Origin of the sequence: Bacillus sp. RCC_6_1 (assembly GCF_041360755.1) — a bacterium.
Lineage (GTDB): Bacteria > Bacillota > Bacilli > Bacillales > Bacillaceae_G > Bacillus_A > Bacillus_A cereus.
This window is the reverse complement of record NZ_JBFUPV010000011.1, coordinates 85,677-100,432: the sequence shown is the minus strand read 5'-3', so window position 1 is coordinate 100,432 and position 14,756 is coordinate 85,677. Positions and strand designations below refer to the sequence as shown.

The following is a 14,756-nucleotide window of genomic DNA, read 5'->3' as shown; positions in this document are numbered from 1 at the left end:
AGGTAGAGGTTGTCCTATTGTAAGCAAATGAATTGACTCGTTGTTTCTTTCTTACAATAATATTGTATGAAGGAGAGGAGGAAGGAAGATGGAAGCTTATTTTAGTGCGCATCCATTAAAACCGTTTATTCCATACTCAAGGCAACATGCCATTATATTATTTATTATGTTGGTGGGGATATTTTTTCTGTATCAATACCAAGATTTATTACGTCAAAATGAGTGGAATATAACGGTTCGATATGCGATTGCATTTTTATTTATAGGTAGTGAAATTGGGCTTCATATGTGGGAGTGGAAAGCGGGGATTTTTGAGCTAGCTACTTCATTACCGTTTGAGTTATGTACAATTAGTTTATTGTTAGCGTCGATTATGATTGTAACGAAAAGTTATCGAATATATGAGATTGTATTTTTTACGGGAATTATTGGTGCATCACAAGCCATTTTAACACCAAATTTGCAATATGCTTTTCCGCATTTTCGTTTCATTGAATATTTTATCGCGCATGTATTGCTTATTTGGGCACCACTCTTTATGACTTGGGTGGAAGGCTATAGACCGACCTTGCAATCTATTAAGCGTACGATGATACTTTTAAACATATTGATTCCGCTTGTTTCGTTTGTGAATTACAAAACAGGTGGTAATTATATGTTTTTAGCTCATAAGCCAGAAACAGCTTCATTACTCGATATGTTAGGGCCGCATCCTTACTATATTATTTCATTAGAAATAGCTGCGCTTATTGGATGTTTCATTTTGTATATGCCGTTTGCGAAAAGAGAAAGGCATGCGCATAAAGAATCACTAGGATCATAGCCTAGTGATTTTTTGTTTTTAAAATATTTACAATTCAGAAAATTAAGAATAAAATTAAGAGGTAAATTATAGAGAGAGAAGGGCGAAAATGGTCAAAAAGGTATTTTTGAATGGGATGGAAGTGACGATTCAATTTCTTATTTCGATTTTGGGGATTATTTGTTTAGGAGCACTGCCGAAATTATTTTATGGATTTGAGCTGCATGCATCAGAGTACATACAGAGTTTAAAAGAAGTGTTTGTGAACTTAATGGATATTTCCAATTTGCAATATGTGAAAGGTAAATTTTTATTTCCACAGCTGTTCGTCCATTATAAAGAAACGATTATTATTTTTTTAGCTGCTTTTTTCATTTCATTATTTATAGCATTTTGCATTGTTTATGTCATTATGAGTAGTTCAACGCGTATACAACATCGAATTAAATCATTTCTTATCTTCCTAGAATCCATTCCAGATATTCTTCTTATTTTAGTATCACAAATTTTAGTTGTATGGTTTTTTAAACAAACAGGTTTTTTACCTTTTCAAATTGCGTCAATTGGAGGCGAGTCGATTAGAGGGTTACCAATATTGTGTTTGAGCATCCCGACTACGATTATGTTTGTAAAAATGGTCGTGCTTCGTTTTGAAAATGAACTAGAAAAAGATTATGTACTATTTGCTAAGGCGAAAGGGCTGGGGCGCTTTCATATTTTAAATCGTCATATTTTACGAAATGTGTTGCTTAGTACATTATTCTTTGCGAAAACGAATATCTTTTTTATGTTATCTAATTTATATATTATAGAATGGATTTTTAATACGGGTGGTATTTTTATGTTTTTGAAATCGTATTTCGGTATTAGAGTTGAGGTTTTCATCGTTAGTGTGCTTCTTATATATATTCCGATTTTTATTTTATTTAAATTGTTTCATTATCTCATTCCGGCTGCGATGAAGGAGAGATTATAATATGTGGACGTATATAAAACGTGATAAAAGATTTTGGATAAGCATTGGGTTTCTTCTCCTATTAGTTCTTTTGAGCATCGGAAATACGTTATGGAATGATGGACATATTAGACAAGTTACATTGCAATATGATGTGGATGAAAATCCACAAGTGCCACCGTTTCCACCTTCATTACAATTTTTACTCGGGACAGACCGGAAAGGGTATGACCTGTTACATTTAGTCATTGAAGGCGCGAAGTGGACGATTGGTATATCTATTTTAATTGCGGCACTTAGAATGGTAATAGGTGTGTTTTTCGGTTTCGTACTCGGAACGTATATAAAAAGAGGATTTTCAAAAATTGAGGCTTTCTTTGATAGTTTTACAGTTATTCCGACAGTTATGATTGCGTATTTTTTTCTTCAATCTGCAAATGCATTTGGAAGCGGAGAGGAGACAACAACCTTTTTTGAAAGGGCTTCGTTTCAAGTGGTATTACTTGTACTGCTTGTAATGCCAGTTATTGCACTGTATGTTGCGAAGGAAGTTCGTAAATTGCGAACGGAAGAATTTGTTGATGCCGCGCGCATATTAGGCGGATCGAGAAGACGTATTGTTATAAAACATCTTTTTCCGCATCTCTATATGACTTTTATACTCGTATTTCTTCAACAGTTTACGCAGAGTCTTACTATTTTACTGCACTTAGGATTACTTGAAGTGTTCTTTGGTGGGACTGTTACGTTTGGTGGACCTATAAAAGAGGTGGAATCTTATACGCATGAATGGTCAGGTTTAATTGGAGTATACTTTAGATCATTAACAGTGCATCCATGGATTCCTCTCGTCCCGATTACATTTTTCGGGCTAACTATTTTTTCAGGAAATATGATTGTGAAAAGTATAGAAGAGGCAATGTTGAAAGTAAGGTTAGGAGGGGAGAGAAAGAGGAAAGATGTAGAAGAGGAACAGCCTGTTGTGCAGTCAAAAGAAGAGTTATTTACTTTTAAACATACGATGTGAAGAGAAAGAAGAAGCAAGCATGGATTTCATGCTTGCTTCTTTTCTTTATTTTGTAGAAACTTCACCTGCAGCTTCTGTTTGCGGAATAAAGTATCCAATTATACCACCGATTATTGCTGGAATGATCCAGCCAATTCCTAAGTTATAAAAAGGAATGGTGTGTACGATATTAGCGATAAAATCTGGTATCATTTCCACATTATCAAGTGCATGAATACAGCTAATAATAAACGCTGCGATCATCGCTCCAATGTAGACAGAAGGTTTACGTTTCGTATATTTATCGATAAATGATACGAAAACTAAAATGATCGTAATTGGGTACAAAATAATTAATACAGGTAAAGTAATTTTAATTAATAAGCTTAATCCTAAGTTTGAAATAACGAAACTAAAGATACAAACGTATAGTACAAGCTTTTTGTATGAAACATTTGTTAGCACTGTTGTGAAGTAATTTGCAAATGCACTCACAACACCAATTGCCGTTGTTAAACAAGCGAAGATAATGGCGATACTTAATAAAATATTACCGCTTGTCCCAAAGAATTGATACATAACAGTAGCTAATAGCTGCCCACCGTTTTCGAATTGTCCTAAGTTTCCGTTTGAAGCTCCAATATAACCGAGTAAGAAGTAAACAATTGTTAAGAATAGAGCAGCGATACTTCCGCAAATGATTGTATATTTTGCGATAGATTTCTTCTCTTGTATACCATTTTGACGAATTGCATTTACAACAATTGTTGATAGTACGAGAGCCCCAATTGCATCTAACGTTAAAAATCCTTCAAGAAATCCTTTGAAAAACGGGATGTCTTTATAGTCACCGATAGGTTCTGCAAACGTCCCTGGTGAAAGAATCGCTTTTGTTGCCATAATTGCAATAATTACAAGTAAAATTGGCGTTAATATTTTACCGATATGATCTACTAGCTTGGATGGATTTAATGATAAAAAGTAAACGACTGTAAAGAAAATCGCACTAAAAACTAACATAGAATACCATTGATCTGGGAAAAGTGGTGCAATCCCGATTTCATAAGATACAGATCCAGTTCGTGGAATAACAAATAGTGGGCCGATTGAAAGATAAATAATGATAGCGAATACTGCTGCGAATTTTGGATGAACACGGCTCGCTAAAGTGTTAAAACTACCACCAGCAAGGGCAACAGCAACGATAGCAAGTAAAGATAAACCGACGTCTGTAATAATAAAACCTGTAATGGAAACCCACATATTTTCTCCGGAAGAAAGACCGAGAAGGGGCGGGAAAATCATATTACCAGCACCGAAGAAAACTGCGAATAGTAATAAACTAATCGAAAGTATTTGCGCTGGTTTTAAAGTTGTATGCATATAAAGAAAATCCTCCTAATGAGTGTTTTTGTCGAAAATTCAAACAATTTGTCGAGTAACTGTTATTATTTTAAAGGTCTGATGACTAGAAAGCAATAGGGAATTTTGAAAATATTAAAAAATAATGCATTAAATCGAATAAATATACTATTTATATGTTTAATAGGAAGGATTTAACTTTTAACGTAAAAAAACACATATCGCTAGGATACGTGTATTAAAAATATATTTTTCTATCGCGTTCTTCTTTTAAAATTTCAACCGCTTCTCGGAAACGTTGTGAATGAACGATTTCACGTTCACGTAAGAAGCGTAGACTATCATTTATATCTGGATCATCGGATAAGTTAATGAGCCATTGATATGTTGCTCGTGCTTTTTCTTCAGCTGCAATATCCTCGTATAGATCGGCAATTGGATCACCTTTAGCCTGTATATAGGTTGCAGTAAATGGAACACCAGCAGCGTTATGGTAATGAAGAGCACTGTCATGATCAGCGTAATGAGGGTCAAGACCAGCAGCTTTCATTTGTTCAGGGGTCGCATCTTTCGTCAGCTTATAAACCATCGTAGCAATCATTTCAAGGTGAGCAAATTCTTCTGTACCAATATCAGTAAGTAGGCCAATGACTTTATCAGGAATTGTATAACGTTGATTTAAGTAACGTAGTGCAGCAGCTAATTCTCCATCTGCACCACCGTATTGCTCGATTAATAATTTTGCAAGTGCGGGATTGCAAGTTCCCACTTTAACTGGGTATTGTAATTTCTTTTCATAAATCCACATAGTTTCTCTCCTTTATATTTGCCATGGCCAAGGACCTTTGCTCCATTCCCAAGGGGCATTAGAATAGCTGTTTCCAAACTGTTGGAGTGGTCCGTATTTTTCTTCCATCTTTTGTTTTAATACTCTCCGTTTATAGGAAAAGTCATTAAATTGATTAATCGCAGCGGTGTCATCTGGATGTGTATCTAAATAAAGAGTGAGTTCAACTAGTACAAAGTCCAGTTCTTGAAGCTCCAGTAAAAGTTTATAGTATTCTTCTGGTAGCGATTGATTCACGACAGTAGTCACCGCCCTTTTTTATAAGGATTTTCATAATAGTCATAAAAAACAGGCCATAAAGTCCCTTTTTGTAGTGCTTCTTTTGGTGTGAATTGTGGTAAGTTTGGCGGTTGAAAGCCTAAAAATAAATTAGGAGGAGTAGAATAATATTTTTTTCCAATAGGAGGACAAGGATCGAGAGGACTATGATAGGGCACGAATGATCTCATATATTTATTCACGAATAAACCTCCTTAAGTGTTCATTACTACGTATTGTATTCAGACATAATAGGCATTTATGACACATATAAAAAAGTAATAGGTACGGGGGGAATGAATGTGGAGAATGTGAAACAATTCATTGTATTGGAAGTGAAAAACTTAAAGGAAACTTTGTATTTTTACGAAGGGATTTTAGGAATTAAACCTAGTTTAGAAAGACCTCAATTAGATGTAACAGGGGTTTGGTATGATGCTGACTCAACGAGAATTAGTTTTATTATGAAGCGCAGTTTGGGCGGGCGTGAGAAGAGTGTTACGGACTCAGTTGATGTTCTAACGTTTTCAATTTCTAACATAGAGAATGTAAAGAAGAGGTTAGTATTTTATAAAATCGCATACACAGAAAACAAAAGTGAGAAGAGTATTGTGGTACAAGACCCGGATGGATATAAACTTCAAGTGATAGAGAAGGATGAATAGACGGAGGGGATTTAGTGGAGAGAAATTATGAAGAAAGTGCGTTGTTTGAGCATCAATTTTGGTTAAAAGTACTTACTGATCATGCACAATTTTTACTGGATGCATTAGCTCCGAAGGAAAAAGAGGATATAAAAAAAGCTACTTACTTTGTTGAAACATTTACGAATTTGTTAAATAAAGTTCGGAATGTGAATCTGATGGCATTTTCAAAAGAGGCAGAACAAGCCGCTAAGGAGATTCGGGCGTTTAAATTAAATATTATACAGAAGCAGTTGGAAGGGAAAATTACGATTCATTTTACGCCAACTTTTATTAATCATATGGTAAACGAAGTGGAAGAGTATATAGCAGTTTTAGAGTTTTTGAAGAAAGGGGAAGTTCCGCCTGTTTTTCATGAATTACATTATCATCTCGTTTGGTTAACGGATGCGGCTGGTCACGCAGGCTCTATTTCTGGTGGATTAGATCTTGTTGAAAAAAGATTAAAAGAGAAAAGCGAAGAATTTACGAAGCATTTTGAACAATTTTACTTAAAGGCAGTTGAAATGACAGGGTATTTACGAACGGAGCTTCATCATTTTCCAGCATTAAAGAAGTTTACGAAAGATGTTTCACTTGAATTGAAATTATTTTCGCATTTTTTACATGAAGTGGAAGAGCTCGAGTTATCGAATGAAGTATTAAGTGTATTATCGGCTAGAATGGCAGATCATATGGCAAGAGAGGAATGTTACTACTTATTAAAACTAGCTCAATCGTCTGGACTTGAAATGCCGAAATGTAATCCGCTTTAAAGAAAAAGAGGTCAATTTTATTTGGCCTCTTTTTCTGTTTTATTGTCTATTTTTATTTTTGCTTGTTCAATGCTTGCCTGTAATGTCTCCATAATATTAATGATGTTCGGAGTTGGAGAGATTGTTTCAGTTTTTTCCTGTTGTTCAATTTTATTCTCGATTAATTCGGTAAGGGCTTCTTTATATTCATCTGTATACATTTCTTGTTCAAAAGGATTTGTAAGGTGGTGGATTAAATTAATTGCTGCGGTGAGTTCTTGTTTTTGTATAGGATAATTTTCGTTACTTGGTAAGTTAGGTGTATTTGTTATAGCGCGAATTTCATTAGGGTAGTGGATGGTTTGTAACATTAGTCCATCTTCAAAGTTACGGATAATAGCTAAATGTTGTTTTTTTCTAATAGAAATATGAATAAGCCCAAGTTTATTTGTACGTTCAAGAGCTTCTTTTAATAATAAATAGGATTTTTCATGTCCTGGGGTAGGTCCTATAAAATAAGAGCGATCATAAAGAACAGAATCAATTTCGTTATTTTGGACAAAAGATATAATACGAATGGATCGTGGTTCATGAGCTTGTTGTAATTCAGCTAATTCTTTTTCATCCATAATAATATATTTATGAGGTGCGTATTCATAGGCTTTTACAATATCGTTATCATCAATTTCTTCATCCGTACAATCGGGAGCGAACTTTTTATATTTAATAGGTGTTAAGCATTCTTTATGGAGACTTAAAAATTTTATGTCGTTTTCTTCTACGGCACTGTATAGTTTAATTCCTATATTTAATAGTCCAAGTGAAAGTGCGCCTTTCCAGACGGTATGCAAATGAAACATCTCCCTTCGTTCAAAAATGGTTATGTATATTATGAGATAGTAAGAAATTTCCTATACGTTTTTTGTTTTTTACGGAAGGGATTGGAATATAAAATATATTGACAAGCCCTCTGAAATATTTTAATGTGAGTGTATAAAATTGTGTATAAAGGGGAGTAACTTATTACAATAAAGTCGTCATTACAGGGAGAAACCCTCGGCTTTATTGGCAACGTTTCGTTGTTAGTGAGACCTTTACCAGCAATGGTAAAGGCCCCTTTCTGTCTTTTTGAGGACCCTTACCATATTTGGTAGGGTCCTTTTCGTATACAAAGAGAGGAGATATAAAAATGAAAAAACTTATTAGTAGATTAAGAGTTGTATTTCATGTTCGCCGATTTGTTCCATTCCTATTTGACTTTTTTACTTCAAAAGAGGTTTCAATAAAGAAGAAAATTTTATCTGTTGCTTTTTTAGTTGGGTATGTAGCGATGCCGCTCGATTTAATTCCAGACTTCCTACCGTTTATCGGTATTTTAGATGATATTGGAGTTGTGTTATTTATTTTGAACCGAATTGTAAAAATGGCGCCAGTTCAATTACAAGAAAAGCATAACGTAAACGTAGGATAGGAGTTAAAAATATGGAGCAAATTATTTTAGATATAATCGAGTTTTTAAAGCAGTTTTCTTATTTTGGAGTTGTGTTAGCATTAACGTTTGAATTTATTCCGGCAGAAGTAGTGTTGCCTATGGTTGGGTATTGGGTATACGAGGGAGATATGAATTTTTGGTTGGCTGTATTAGCAGGGACACTTGGTGGAACGACAGGACCTTTAACGTTATATGCACTCGGTTATTACGGTGGTCGTCCGCTATTAATAAAATACGGAAAATACTTCTTTATTAAAGAAGAACAAATTCAAAAAGCAGATGATTTCTTTGAGAAATATGGACCAGTTGTAGCATTTGTTGGACGCTTTGTACCTGGAGTGCGAACGCTTATTTCTGTTCCATGTGGTATGGCAAAAATGAACATATGGAAATTTAGTATTTATACATTTGTAGCAATGTTCCCGTTAACGACTTTGTATGTTTATTTTGGAATGAAATTAGGTCCACATTGGGAAAAAGCAGCGGATGTTGTTGGACAATATATGCTACCGATATTAGGAGGCGTTATTCTTATTGTTGCTAGTATCTTTGTCTATAAATATATGAAAAAAAGAAACAAAACGGAATCTATCTAGTCATTTGAATATTTTTTGAAAATAGATGAATAGTACAGGCAAAAGACTCTGGGGGACATACACATATAGGGAATATAAAAGAGAGAGGGGAAACAACTATGTCTTGTGAGTGCTCAGGGTCAGCATTAACTTGTTGTCCAGATAAAAATTATGTGCAAGATAAAGTGTGTAGTCCGTGGTCAGGAACTGTAGTGGCGACTACTATTACGAATGTACTGTACAACAATAATATTAATCAAAATATGATTGGAACAGGGTTTGTTCGATATGACGTCGGACCGGCTCCGATCACACTGACAGTTTTAGATGCAGCAGGCGCTACAATTGATACACAAACATTAAACCCAGGAACAAGTATAGCTTTTACGTACCGTCGTTTCGTAACAATTGAAGTAACTTTACCTGCTGCAACAGCTGGAACATATCAAGGGGAGTTTTGTATAACTACACGTTATCCACTTTCATAATAGAAAAGGAGAGGGCTAAGATGTACAATTCTAACTTATCATGCTGTTCCAGTAAAACACTTGTTCAAGATCAGGTATGTATAGATTGGGCTGCTACTGGTGCGGTAACTGAAACAGTGTATACGAATAATATTACGCAAGATTTATATGCATCAGGTTATGTGAAATATGATGTAGGTACAGCTCCAATTACGGTGAATTTTTTAGTAGGAGCGACAGTGGTGAATACAATTACTGTACAACCACAAAGCAGTGGATCATTTACAGTAAGATACTTTACTACAATTCAAATTGTAACAACAGGAACGGGAGTAAGCCAAGGACAATTATGTCTGACAGTACGTTATCCAATTTCATAAGCAAAAGCATACCAAGTGGTATGCTTTTTTATATAGTTTGTAAGTTAAGGTGGTGAAGAAATTTATAAGCAAAATGAGAATTGACAACAATATTTTCCTTCCATATATCGGGTTGGGTTATTTGGAATATCAATGATAGCCACAGATTGTAAGGATTGACCTGTATATGACATTGTGTTGCCAGGATAGACTGTAAAAGTATTTGTCACCTTTCCGATAATTTGAACGGTAATTCCTGCAGTACTACTAGTACTATTATACACAGAAATGGTACCAGATATTTTAACTACACCATCTCCTTCCCATAAGATTAATGTAGGATTTTCAGAAGGTGGTGGAATTTCTTTTGTTATAAGAAAATTACCGGCAAATTCATTTGTAATTAATTCACAGCCTGGTGGTTCTGGTGGATTAGGTGGATCATAGGGAGGGCAGATGATAGATAGAGGGGCATAACAGCCGATATTTTTTTTACAAGCCATTAGTAGCTCCTCCCTTCATACTTTCTTTTTATTACTATTAAATGTTGGAAAACGATAGTTGTGTTAATAAAGGGGCGAAAAATTTCAGGAAAGTTTGTTTAATAGGCTTCCAAATCATAATAATGAATAAGAGTCTGTTAGACACAAGGTACTTGTATAAGATAATACAAGTAATGTTGGATGTTACAGAAAAATGACTGTATATTTACAAAAGTTAAATAAATTTCATTTTCACTTTAAACGAAGTTAATATGTGTTCGATACAATAACCATTGTAATTAATTCATTATATGAGGAGGATTTACGTGGACAGAACTGATTTACGAAAAGTAAAAGGCCTTATTGGATTATTAATGGTTTTTGTATTAGCATTCGTATCATTTCCGTGGAGTACATCAGTCAAGGCGGAAGAGAAAAAGCAAGAAAAGGCATCAAGTGAGAAGAAGATAGTTTTTCCAGTTGTAAGTGATGTGCATATTAAAAATAGTGGAACGGATGATACGTTTCGCTGGAAAAGAGCGATTGAACAGTTTAATACATTAGCACCGAAACAAGATGCGTTTGTTATTGTAGGTGATTTCACAGATACAGGATCAGTGCAGCAATATGATCGTTTCATGCAAGTGTATAATGAAAATGCAAATAAAGATGCAGTGCGAATGAATTCTCTCGGTAACCATGATTATTGGAACGGTTTATCCGTAGAGGGTGCACAGAAGCGTTTCTTAGAAAAAACAGGTATGGAATCAATTTATTATCATAAAGTGGTAAAAGGTTATCACTTCCTTGTTATGTCTCCAGAGAATGGAACAACACATGGTTATTATTCGGACAAGCAAATTAATTGGTTAAAAGAAGAAATGGCAAAAGCACAAAAAGATGATCCAGAAAAACCGATTTTTGTATTTTTACATCAACATATTAAAGATACAGTGTACGGTAGTCAGGAATGGGGAACACAAGATAGCGCAAAAATTAATGCAGTGTTAAAAGAATATCCACAAGTTATTACGTTTTCAGGTCATTCACATTATCCGTTAGATGATCCGAGATCGATACATCAAAAAGACTTTACATCAGTTGGTACATCTTCAGTAAGTTATATGGAAGTTGAAGGTGGTAAAGTACAAGGGAATATCCCGCCAGGAGCTAGTACGTTAAGCCAAGGTTTATTAGTAGAAGTAGATGAAGAAGAAGTGACGATTAATCGCCGTGATTTCCATACGAATTCTTGGACAGGCGAGCCTTGGAAAATTAAATTACCAGCAAAGAAAGAAACATTTACACATGTAGAAGATCGTGATAAAGAAAAGCCTTACTTTGCTAAAGATGCAAAGCTTGCTGTATCAAATGTAACAGAAAATGCGGCAACAGTAACATTCCCGCAAGCATTGGACAACCTCCTTGTTCACTCTTACCGTGTGCAGGCTAGAGATAAGCAAACGGGTGAAATAAAAAATAATTTGTTAGCATTCTCAGAGTTTTATCGTGATCCAGTGCCGAAAGATCTTACATTTACACTTGCGGGATTAGATGGCGGGAAAGCATATACACTTGAAGTAGTTGCGATTGATTCATTCGGCAATGAAACCGCGCAGCCGTTAACTGCGGAAATTACTACGAAAAAAGATAATATTGACCCGAATGTGAAAGTACCAAAAGCTGATGTTTTCGATGTAAACTTTGCAGATGGTACATTTAAAGACAATTCACCATTTGGTACAAAAGGTGATGTGAAGGGCAATGTGACTATTGAATATGATAAAGCATTGAAGAAGAATGTTATGAAGTTAAACGGAAAAGCAAATACATTTGGATATCTTCCATTTTCAGCAGCACAAAAAGAAAAAGTAGCAAATACGTTTACGTTAGAAACTGTATTTTCAATGAATGAAATTCGTGGACAAGGCATCTTGCAAAATACAGAGAGCGGCGGAATTGGATTTGAGTCTACAGGAAGTGGATATGTTGAATTATGGGCTCACATTGGAGGTAGCTATAAACGTGTTGGAGTTCAATTAGAAGCGAATAAAACGTATCATTTAACAGGAACGTATAACGGAAGCGAAGTGGCAATTTACGTAGATGGTAAAAAAGTAAATAGTCAGCCAGCTACTGGGAAAGTGTATCATCCGAACGTACCATTTGCATTTGGAGCGGATCCTGATAGTAACGGAAATGGTGGTATTCCGTTAAATGGACAAATCGTGCTTGCGAAATTATATAGTAAAGCGTTAAGTTCTTCAGAAGTATTAGCAGCGTACAATGAGTTTTTTAACCGTACGAAGTTAGAGCAAGTAACTGCGTTATTTGAAGAGCTTGGAAAAGTAAAAGAAGTGTTAGCGGGTACGTATGAATTTGGTAATAAGCCAGGTCAATATTCAAAGGAAGCATTTCAAGAACTAGAGAAAAGCTATAACATTGCAAAGCAAGCATTTGAAAATGTAGGAAGTACTGGGGAACAAATTATTCAAACATATAACGAATTAAAATCAGCTAATGTAACATTCGTACAATCAAAAGTGGCAGAAGAACAACCAAAAACAACGAAAGAAAAATTACAAATCAATATTGAATCTGCAAAAGCAGTAGTGAAGAAAGCGCAAGCTGTAAATGTAACAGATGGTTCAGTGAAATCATTACAACAAAAAATTACAGTTGCAGAAGCTGTATTACAAGATGTGCAAGTAAAAGATGAACAGGTAGAAACGATGAATCGTACATTAGAGTATGCGATTTCACTTGTTGAAAAAAGTATGAACAAATAAGAGAGAAGAAAAGAAGCTTATCATGATAGGCTTCTTTTTTGTTATACTAAAAGTAGCATAGAAAGAGGGAGCGAATAAGTTGGAACAGAAAAAGCTAAAAAGAATTCTTGAATATGTATGGATCGCGGTTGTGCTCCTTGTAGGATATTATTTATTAAAAGATAAAAGTATTTGGGTTTTATTCTTAATGACGTTTTTATTAGCAGGATTAGGAACGTTATTTATTAACTTCTTCTTTGATAGTTTGAATGCCTGGAAGAAGAAAAAGAAGGGGACGAAGTAAAGGAGGGAATATATGCAAAAGTGGAAGCTCATATATCAGGTGATTATTTTCTTAGTGCTTGTGGGTATTGGAATGATCAAATACTCGACACCAATAGGAAATTGGGCATGGTTTACAGCTTGCATCGGCATATTTTTCATTTTACAATCGTTAACGAAAAAATATAATAGTACAGAAAGATAGCTCGCCATTTTATCGGCGAGCTATTTTGTTATGCTTTTTTCTGTTCATCATTTGTTTTTTCAATAGCTAAATGACTATGCTTTCTAGAGTAGAAGAAATAGAAGCATAAGCCGACTATAAGCCAAACTGCAAAGCTAATCCATGTTGTTTTAGACAAATTGATCATTAAATATAAGCAGCAAAGAATCGCGACAACTGGTAGTACAGGTACGAAAGGTGTGCGGAATCCGCGTTTTAAGTCAGGGTGTGTTTTTCGTAAAATAAGTACTGCGCAGCAAACGAATGTAAAGGCTGTTAACGTGCCGATGTTTACTAAATTCGCTAGCAAATGTAAGTCTAAAAGGCCTGCTAATAAAGCAGCAACAACGCCAGTAATCCACGTATTTAATAAAGGGATTTTTACTCTTTTATTTACACGTGCTAACGCTTTTGGAAGTAGACCGTCACGGCTCATTGCATACGAAACGCGAACTTGTCCATACATAACGACTAAGAGGACGGTTGTCATTCCAGTCATCGCTCCAACAGCGAGTAGTCCTGCAATTGTATCCTCACCAACGAAATGCAATGCAAATGCAACTGGATCAGAAACGTCTAATTGCGTATAAGGAACCATACCTGTTAAAACGAAAGATACAATCATATATAAAACAGTACAAATAAGAAGAGAACCGATAATACCAATTGGTAAATCACGCTGCGGTTTTTTCGTTTCTTCTGCAGCGGTTGCGATTGCATCAAATCCTAAGAAGGCGAAGAACACAGTGGCAGCCCCAGTAATAATACCGTCGTATCCGAATGGAATGAACGGTGTCCAGTTTTCAGGTTTTACATATTTTGCGCCTGCTACGATAAAAGCGATAATAACTGCTAGCTTGATAAGAACCATAATATTATTAATGCGAGCGCTTTCGCGTATACCGAAACTTAAAAGACCAGTAATAAGAAGTAAAATACAGACAGCAGGTAAATCGATGAGACCACCTTTTCCTACGCCGGGGGCCGAGGCGATTATGGCGGGCAGGTGTATATTGAACCCTTGTAGTAATGATTGCAAATAACCAGACCAACCGACAGCTACTGCTGCAACGGCAAGTAAATATTCGAGCATTAAACACCATCCGACGATGAAGGCGACGACTTCTCCGACTGTCATGTATGCGTAAGTATACACACTTCCTGAGACAGGAATAGAAGAAGCAAATTCAGCGTAACAAAAGGCTACACAAGCACAAGTAAATGCAGCAATAAGGAATGATAGCATAATACCAGGACCAGAATGTTTTGCTGCAACAATACCTGTTAATACAAAGATCCCTGTCCCAATTACGGCGCCGATTCCTAAAAACGTTAAATCGAGTGCAGTTAATGTTCTAGCTAGCTGCTTTGGTGATTCAGTACTAAGCGCTTTTTTTCGTAATAATGACTTCACTTTGGACTCTCCCCCCGTTTTTTCAT

Annotated in this window: 19 protein-coding genes; 12 read left to right on the top strand and 7 right to left on the bottom strand. The window is 35.4% G+C overall.

The features are described 5' to 3' along the window. Positions 1-88: 88 nt before the first annotated feature. From AB6801_RS23920 to AB6801_RS23910, 3 genes are all read left to right on the top strand, one after another. Complete coding sequence (locus tag AB6801_RS23920) at positions 89-823, top strand: YwaF family protein (RefSeq protein ID WP_000388680.1); 735 nt, start codon at positions 89-91, stop codon at positions 821-823. 88 nt (positions 824-911) lie between these two features. Then, complete coding sequence (locus tag AB6801_RS23915; RefSeq protein ID WP_000239674.1) at positions 912-1,778, top strand: ABC transporter permease subunit; 867 nt, start codon at positions 912-914, stop codon at positions 1,776-1,778. Between the two features lies 1 nt (position 1,779). Beyond that, positions 1,780-2,784 (top strand): ABC transporter permease, encoded by a 1,005-nt coding sequence (locus AB6801_RS23910; RefSeq protein WP_000269983.1) that lies wholly within the window; start codon positions 1,780-1,782, stop codon positions 2,782-2,784. A 45-nt stretch (positions 2,785-2,829) separates the two neighbouring features. Here the strand turns inward: AB6801_RS23910 and brnQ2 are convergent, their stop codons facing one another. The 4 genes from brnQ2 to AB6801_RS23890 all read right to left on the bottom strand — a co-directional run bounded on the left by brnQ2 (position 2,830) and on the right by AB6801_RS23890 (position 5,433). Next, positions 2,830-4,146 carry a branched-chain amino acid transport system II carrier protein BrnQ2 gene (gene brnQ2 / locus AB6801_RS23905; RefSeq protein WP_000557553.1) on the bottom strand — a complete coding sequence of 439 codons (1,317 nt, stop codon included), beginning with the start codon at positions 4,144-4,146 and terminating at the stop codon, positions 2,830-2,832. Positions 4,147-4,363: 217 nt separating this feature from the next. Further along, the gene (gene cotJC, locus AB6801_RS23900; protein ID WP_000265274.1) at positions 4,364-4,933 is read right to left on the bottom strand and encodes a spore coat protein CotJC; all 570 of its coding nucleotides are present in this window, start codon (positions 4,931-4,933) and stop codon (positions 4,364-4,366) included. Between the two features lie 12 nt (positions 4,934-4,945). Then, positions 4,946-5,209, bottom strand: a complete 264-nt coding sequence (locus tag AB6801_RS23895; protein WP_001076509.1) for a spore coat protein CotJB — start codon at positions 5,207-5,209, stop codon at positions 4,946-4,948. 8 nt (positions 5,210-5,217) lie between these two features. Continuing rightward, a complete protein-coding gene (locus AB6801_RS23890; protein WP_001046257.1) occupies positions 5,218-5,433 on the bottom strand; it encodes a spore coat associated protein CotJA in 216 nt (71 codons plus the stop codon). 93 nt (positions 5,434-5,526) lie between these two features. On the opposite strand from AB6801_RS23890, the gene AB6801_RS23885 reads away from it, so the two are divergent. Both AB6801_RS23885 and AB6801_RS23880 read left to right on the top strand, forming a co-directional pair. After that, positions 5,527-5,895, top strand: coding sequence for a VOC family protein (locus tag AB6801_RS23885; protein ID WP_044129442.1), 369 nt, complete (start codon positions 5,527-5,529; stop codon positions 5,893-5,895). Positions 5,896-5,909: 14 nt separating this feature from the next. Beyond that, positions 5,910-6,689, top strand: coding sequence for a DUF2935 domain-containing protein (locus tag AB6801_RS23880; protein ID WP_000440974.1), 780 nt, complete (start codon positions 5,910-5,912; stop codon positions 6,687-6,689). Between the two features lie 17 nt (positions 6,690-6,706). Here the strand turns inward: AB6801_RS23880 and ku are convergent, their stop codons facing one another. Further along, positions 6,707-7,519 carry a non-homologous end joining protein Ku gene (gene ku / locus AB6801_RS23875; RefSeq protein WP_097998770.1) on the bottom strand — a complete coding sequence of 271 codons (813 nt, stop codon included), beginning with the start codon at positions 7,517-7,519 and terminating at the stop codon, positions 6,707-6,709. A gap of 338 nt (positions 7,520-7,857) precedes the next feature. Between ku and AB6801_RS23870 the strand changes: the two genes are divergently transcribed. The 4 genes from AB6801_RS23870 (at position 7,858) to AB6801_RS23855 (ending at position 9,582) form a co-directional block, all read left to right on the top strand. Next, positions 7,858-8,139 carry a YkvA family protein gene (locus tag AB6801_RS23870; protein ID WP_000733854.1) on the top strand — a complete coding sequence of 94 codons (282 nt, stop codon included), beginning with the start codon at positions 7,858-7,860 and terminating at the stop codon, positions 8,137-8,139. Positions 8,140-8,150: 11 nt separating this feature from the next. Further along, entirely contained in the window at positions 8,151-8,756 is a 606-nt protein-coding gene (locus AB6801_RS23865) for a DedA family protein (protein WP_000435017.1), read from the top strand. 98 nt (positions 8,757-8,854) lie between these two features. Continuing rightward, complete coding sequence (locus tag AB6801_RS23860) at positions 8,855-9,223, top strand: DUF3992 domain-containing protein (RefSeq protein ID WP_097998769.1); 369 nt, start codon at positions 8,855-8,857, stop codon at positions 9,221-9,223. Positions 9,224-9,243: 20 nt separating this feature from the next. After that, positions 9,244-9,582, top strand: a complete 339-nt coding sequence (locus tag AB6801_RS23855; RefSeq protein WP_000282809.1) for a DUF3992 domain-containing protein — start codon at positions 9,244-9,246, stop codon at positions 9,580-9,582. A gap of 62 nt (positions 9,583-9,644) precedes the next feature. On the opposite strand, the gene AB6801_RS23850 is transcribed toward AB6801_RS23855, so the two are convergent. After that, positions 9,645-10,064, bottom strand: coding sequence for an S-Ena type endospore appendage (locus tag AB6801_RS23850; protein WP_000752308.1), 420 nt, complete (start codon positions 10,062-10,064; stop codon positions 9,645-9,647). Positions 10,065-10,369: 305 nt separating this feature from the next. Here AB6801_RS23850 and AB6801_RS23845 point away from each other — a divergent pair, with 305 nt between their 5' ends. From AB6801_RS23845 to AB6801_RS23835, 3 genes are all read left to right on the top strand, one after another. Further along, positions 10,370-12,832, top strand: coding sequence for a LamG-like jellyroll fold domain-containing protein (locus tag AB6801_RS23845; RefSeq protein ID WP_061654733.1), 2,463 nt, complete (start codon positions 10,370-10,372; stop codon positions 12,830-12,832). Positions 12,833-12,911: 79 nt separating this feature from the next. Next, positions 12,912-13,115, top strand: a complete 204-nt coding sequence (locus AB6801_RS23840; RefSeq protein WP_000435800.1) for a hypothetical protein — start codon at positions 12,912-12,914, stop codon at positions 13,113-13,115. Between the two features lie 12 nt (positions 13,116-13,127). Continuing rightward, a complete protein-coding gene (locus AB6801_RS23835; protein ID WP_001174850.1) occupies positions 13,128-13,298 on the top strand; it encodes a hypothetical protein in 171 nt (56 codons plus the stop codon). A 28-nt stretch (positions 13,299-13,326) separates the two neighbouring features. Here AB6801_RS23835 and bcaP read toward each other — a convergent pair whose 3' ends face one another. Then, complete coding sequence (bcaP, locus tag AB6801_RS23830; protein ID WP_084065439.1) at positions 13,327-14,730, bottom strand: branched-chain amino acid transporter BcaP; 1,404 nt, start codon at positions 14,728-14,730, stop codon at positions 13,327-13,329. Positions 14,731-14,756: the final 26 nt, after the last annotated feature.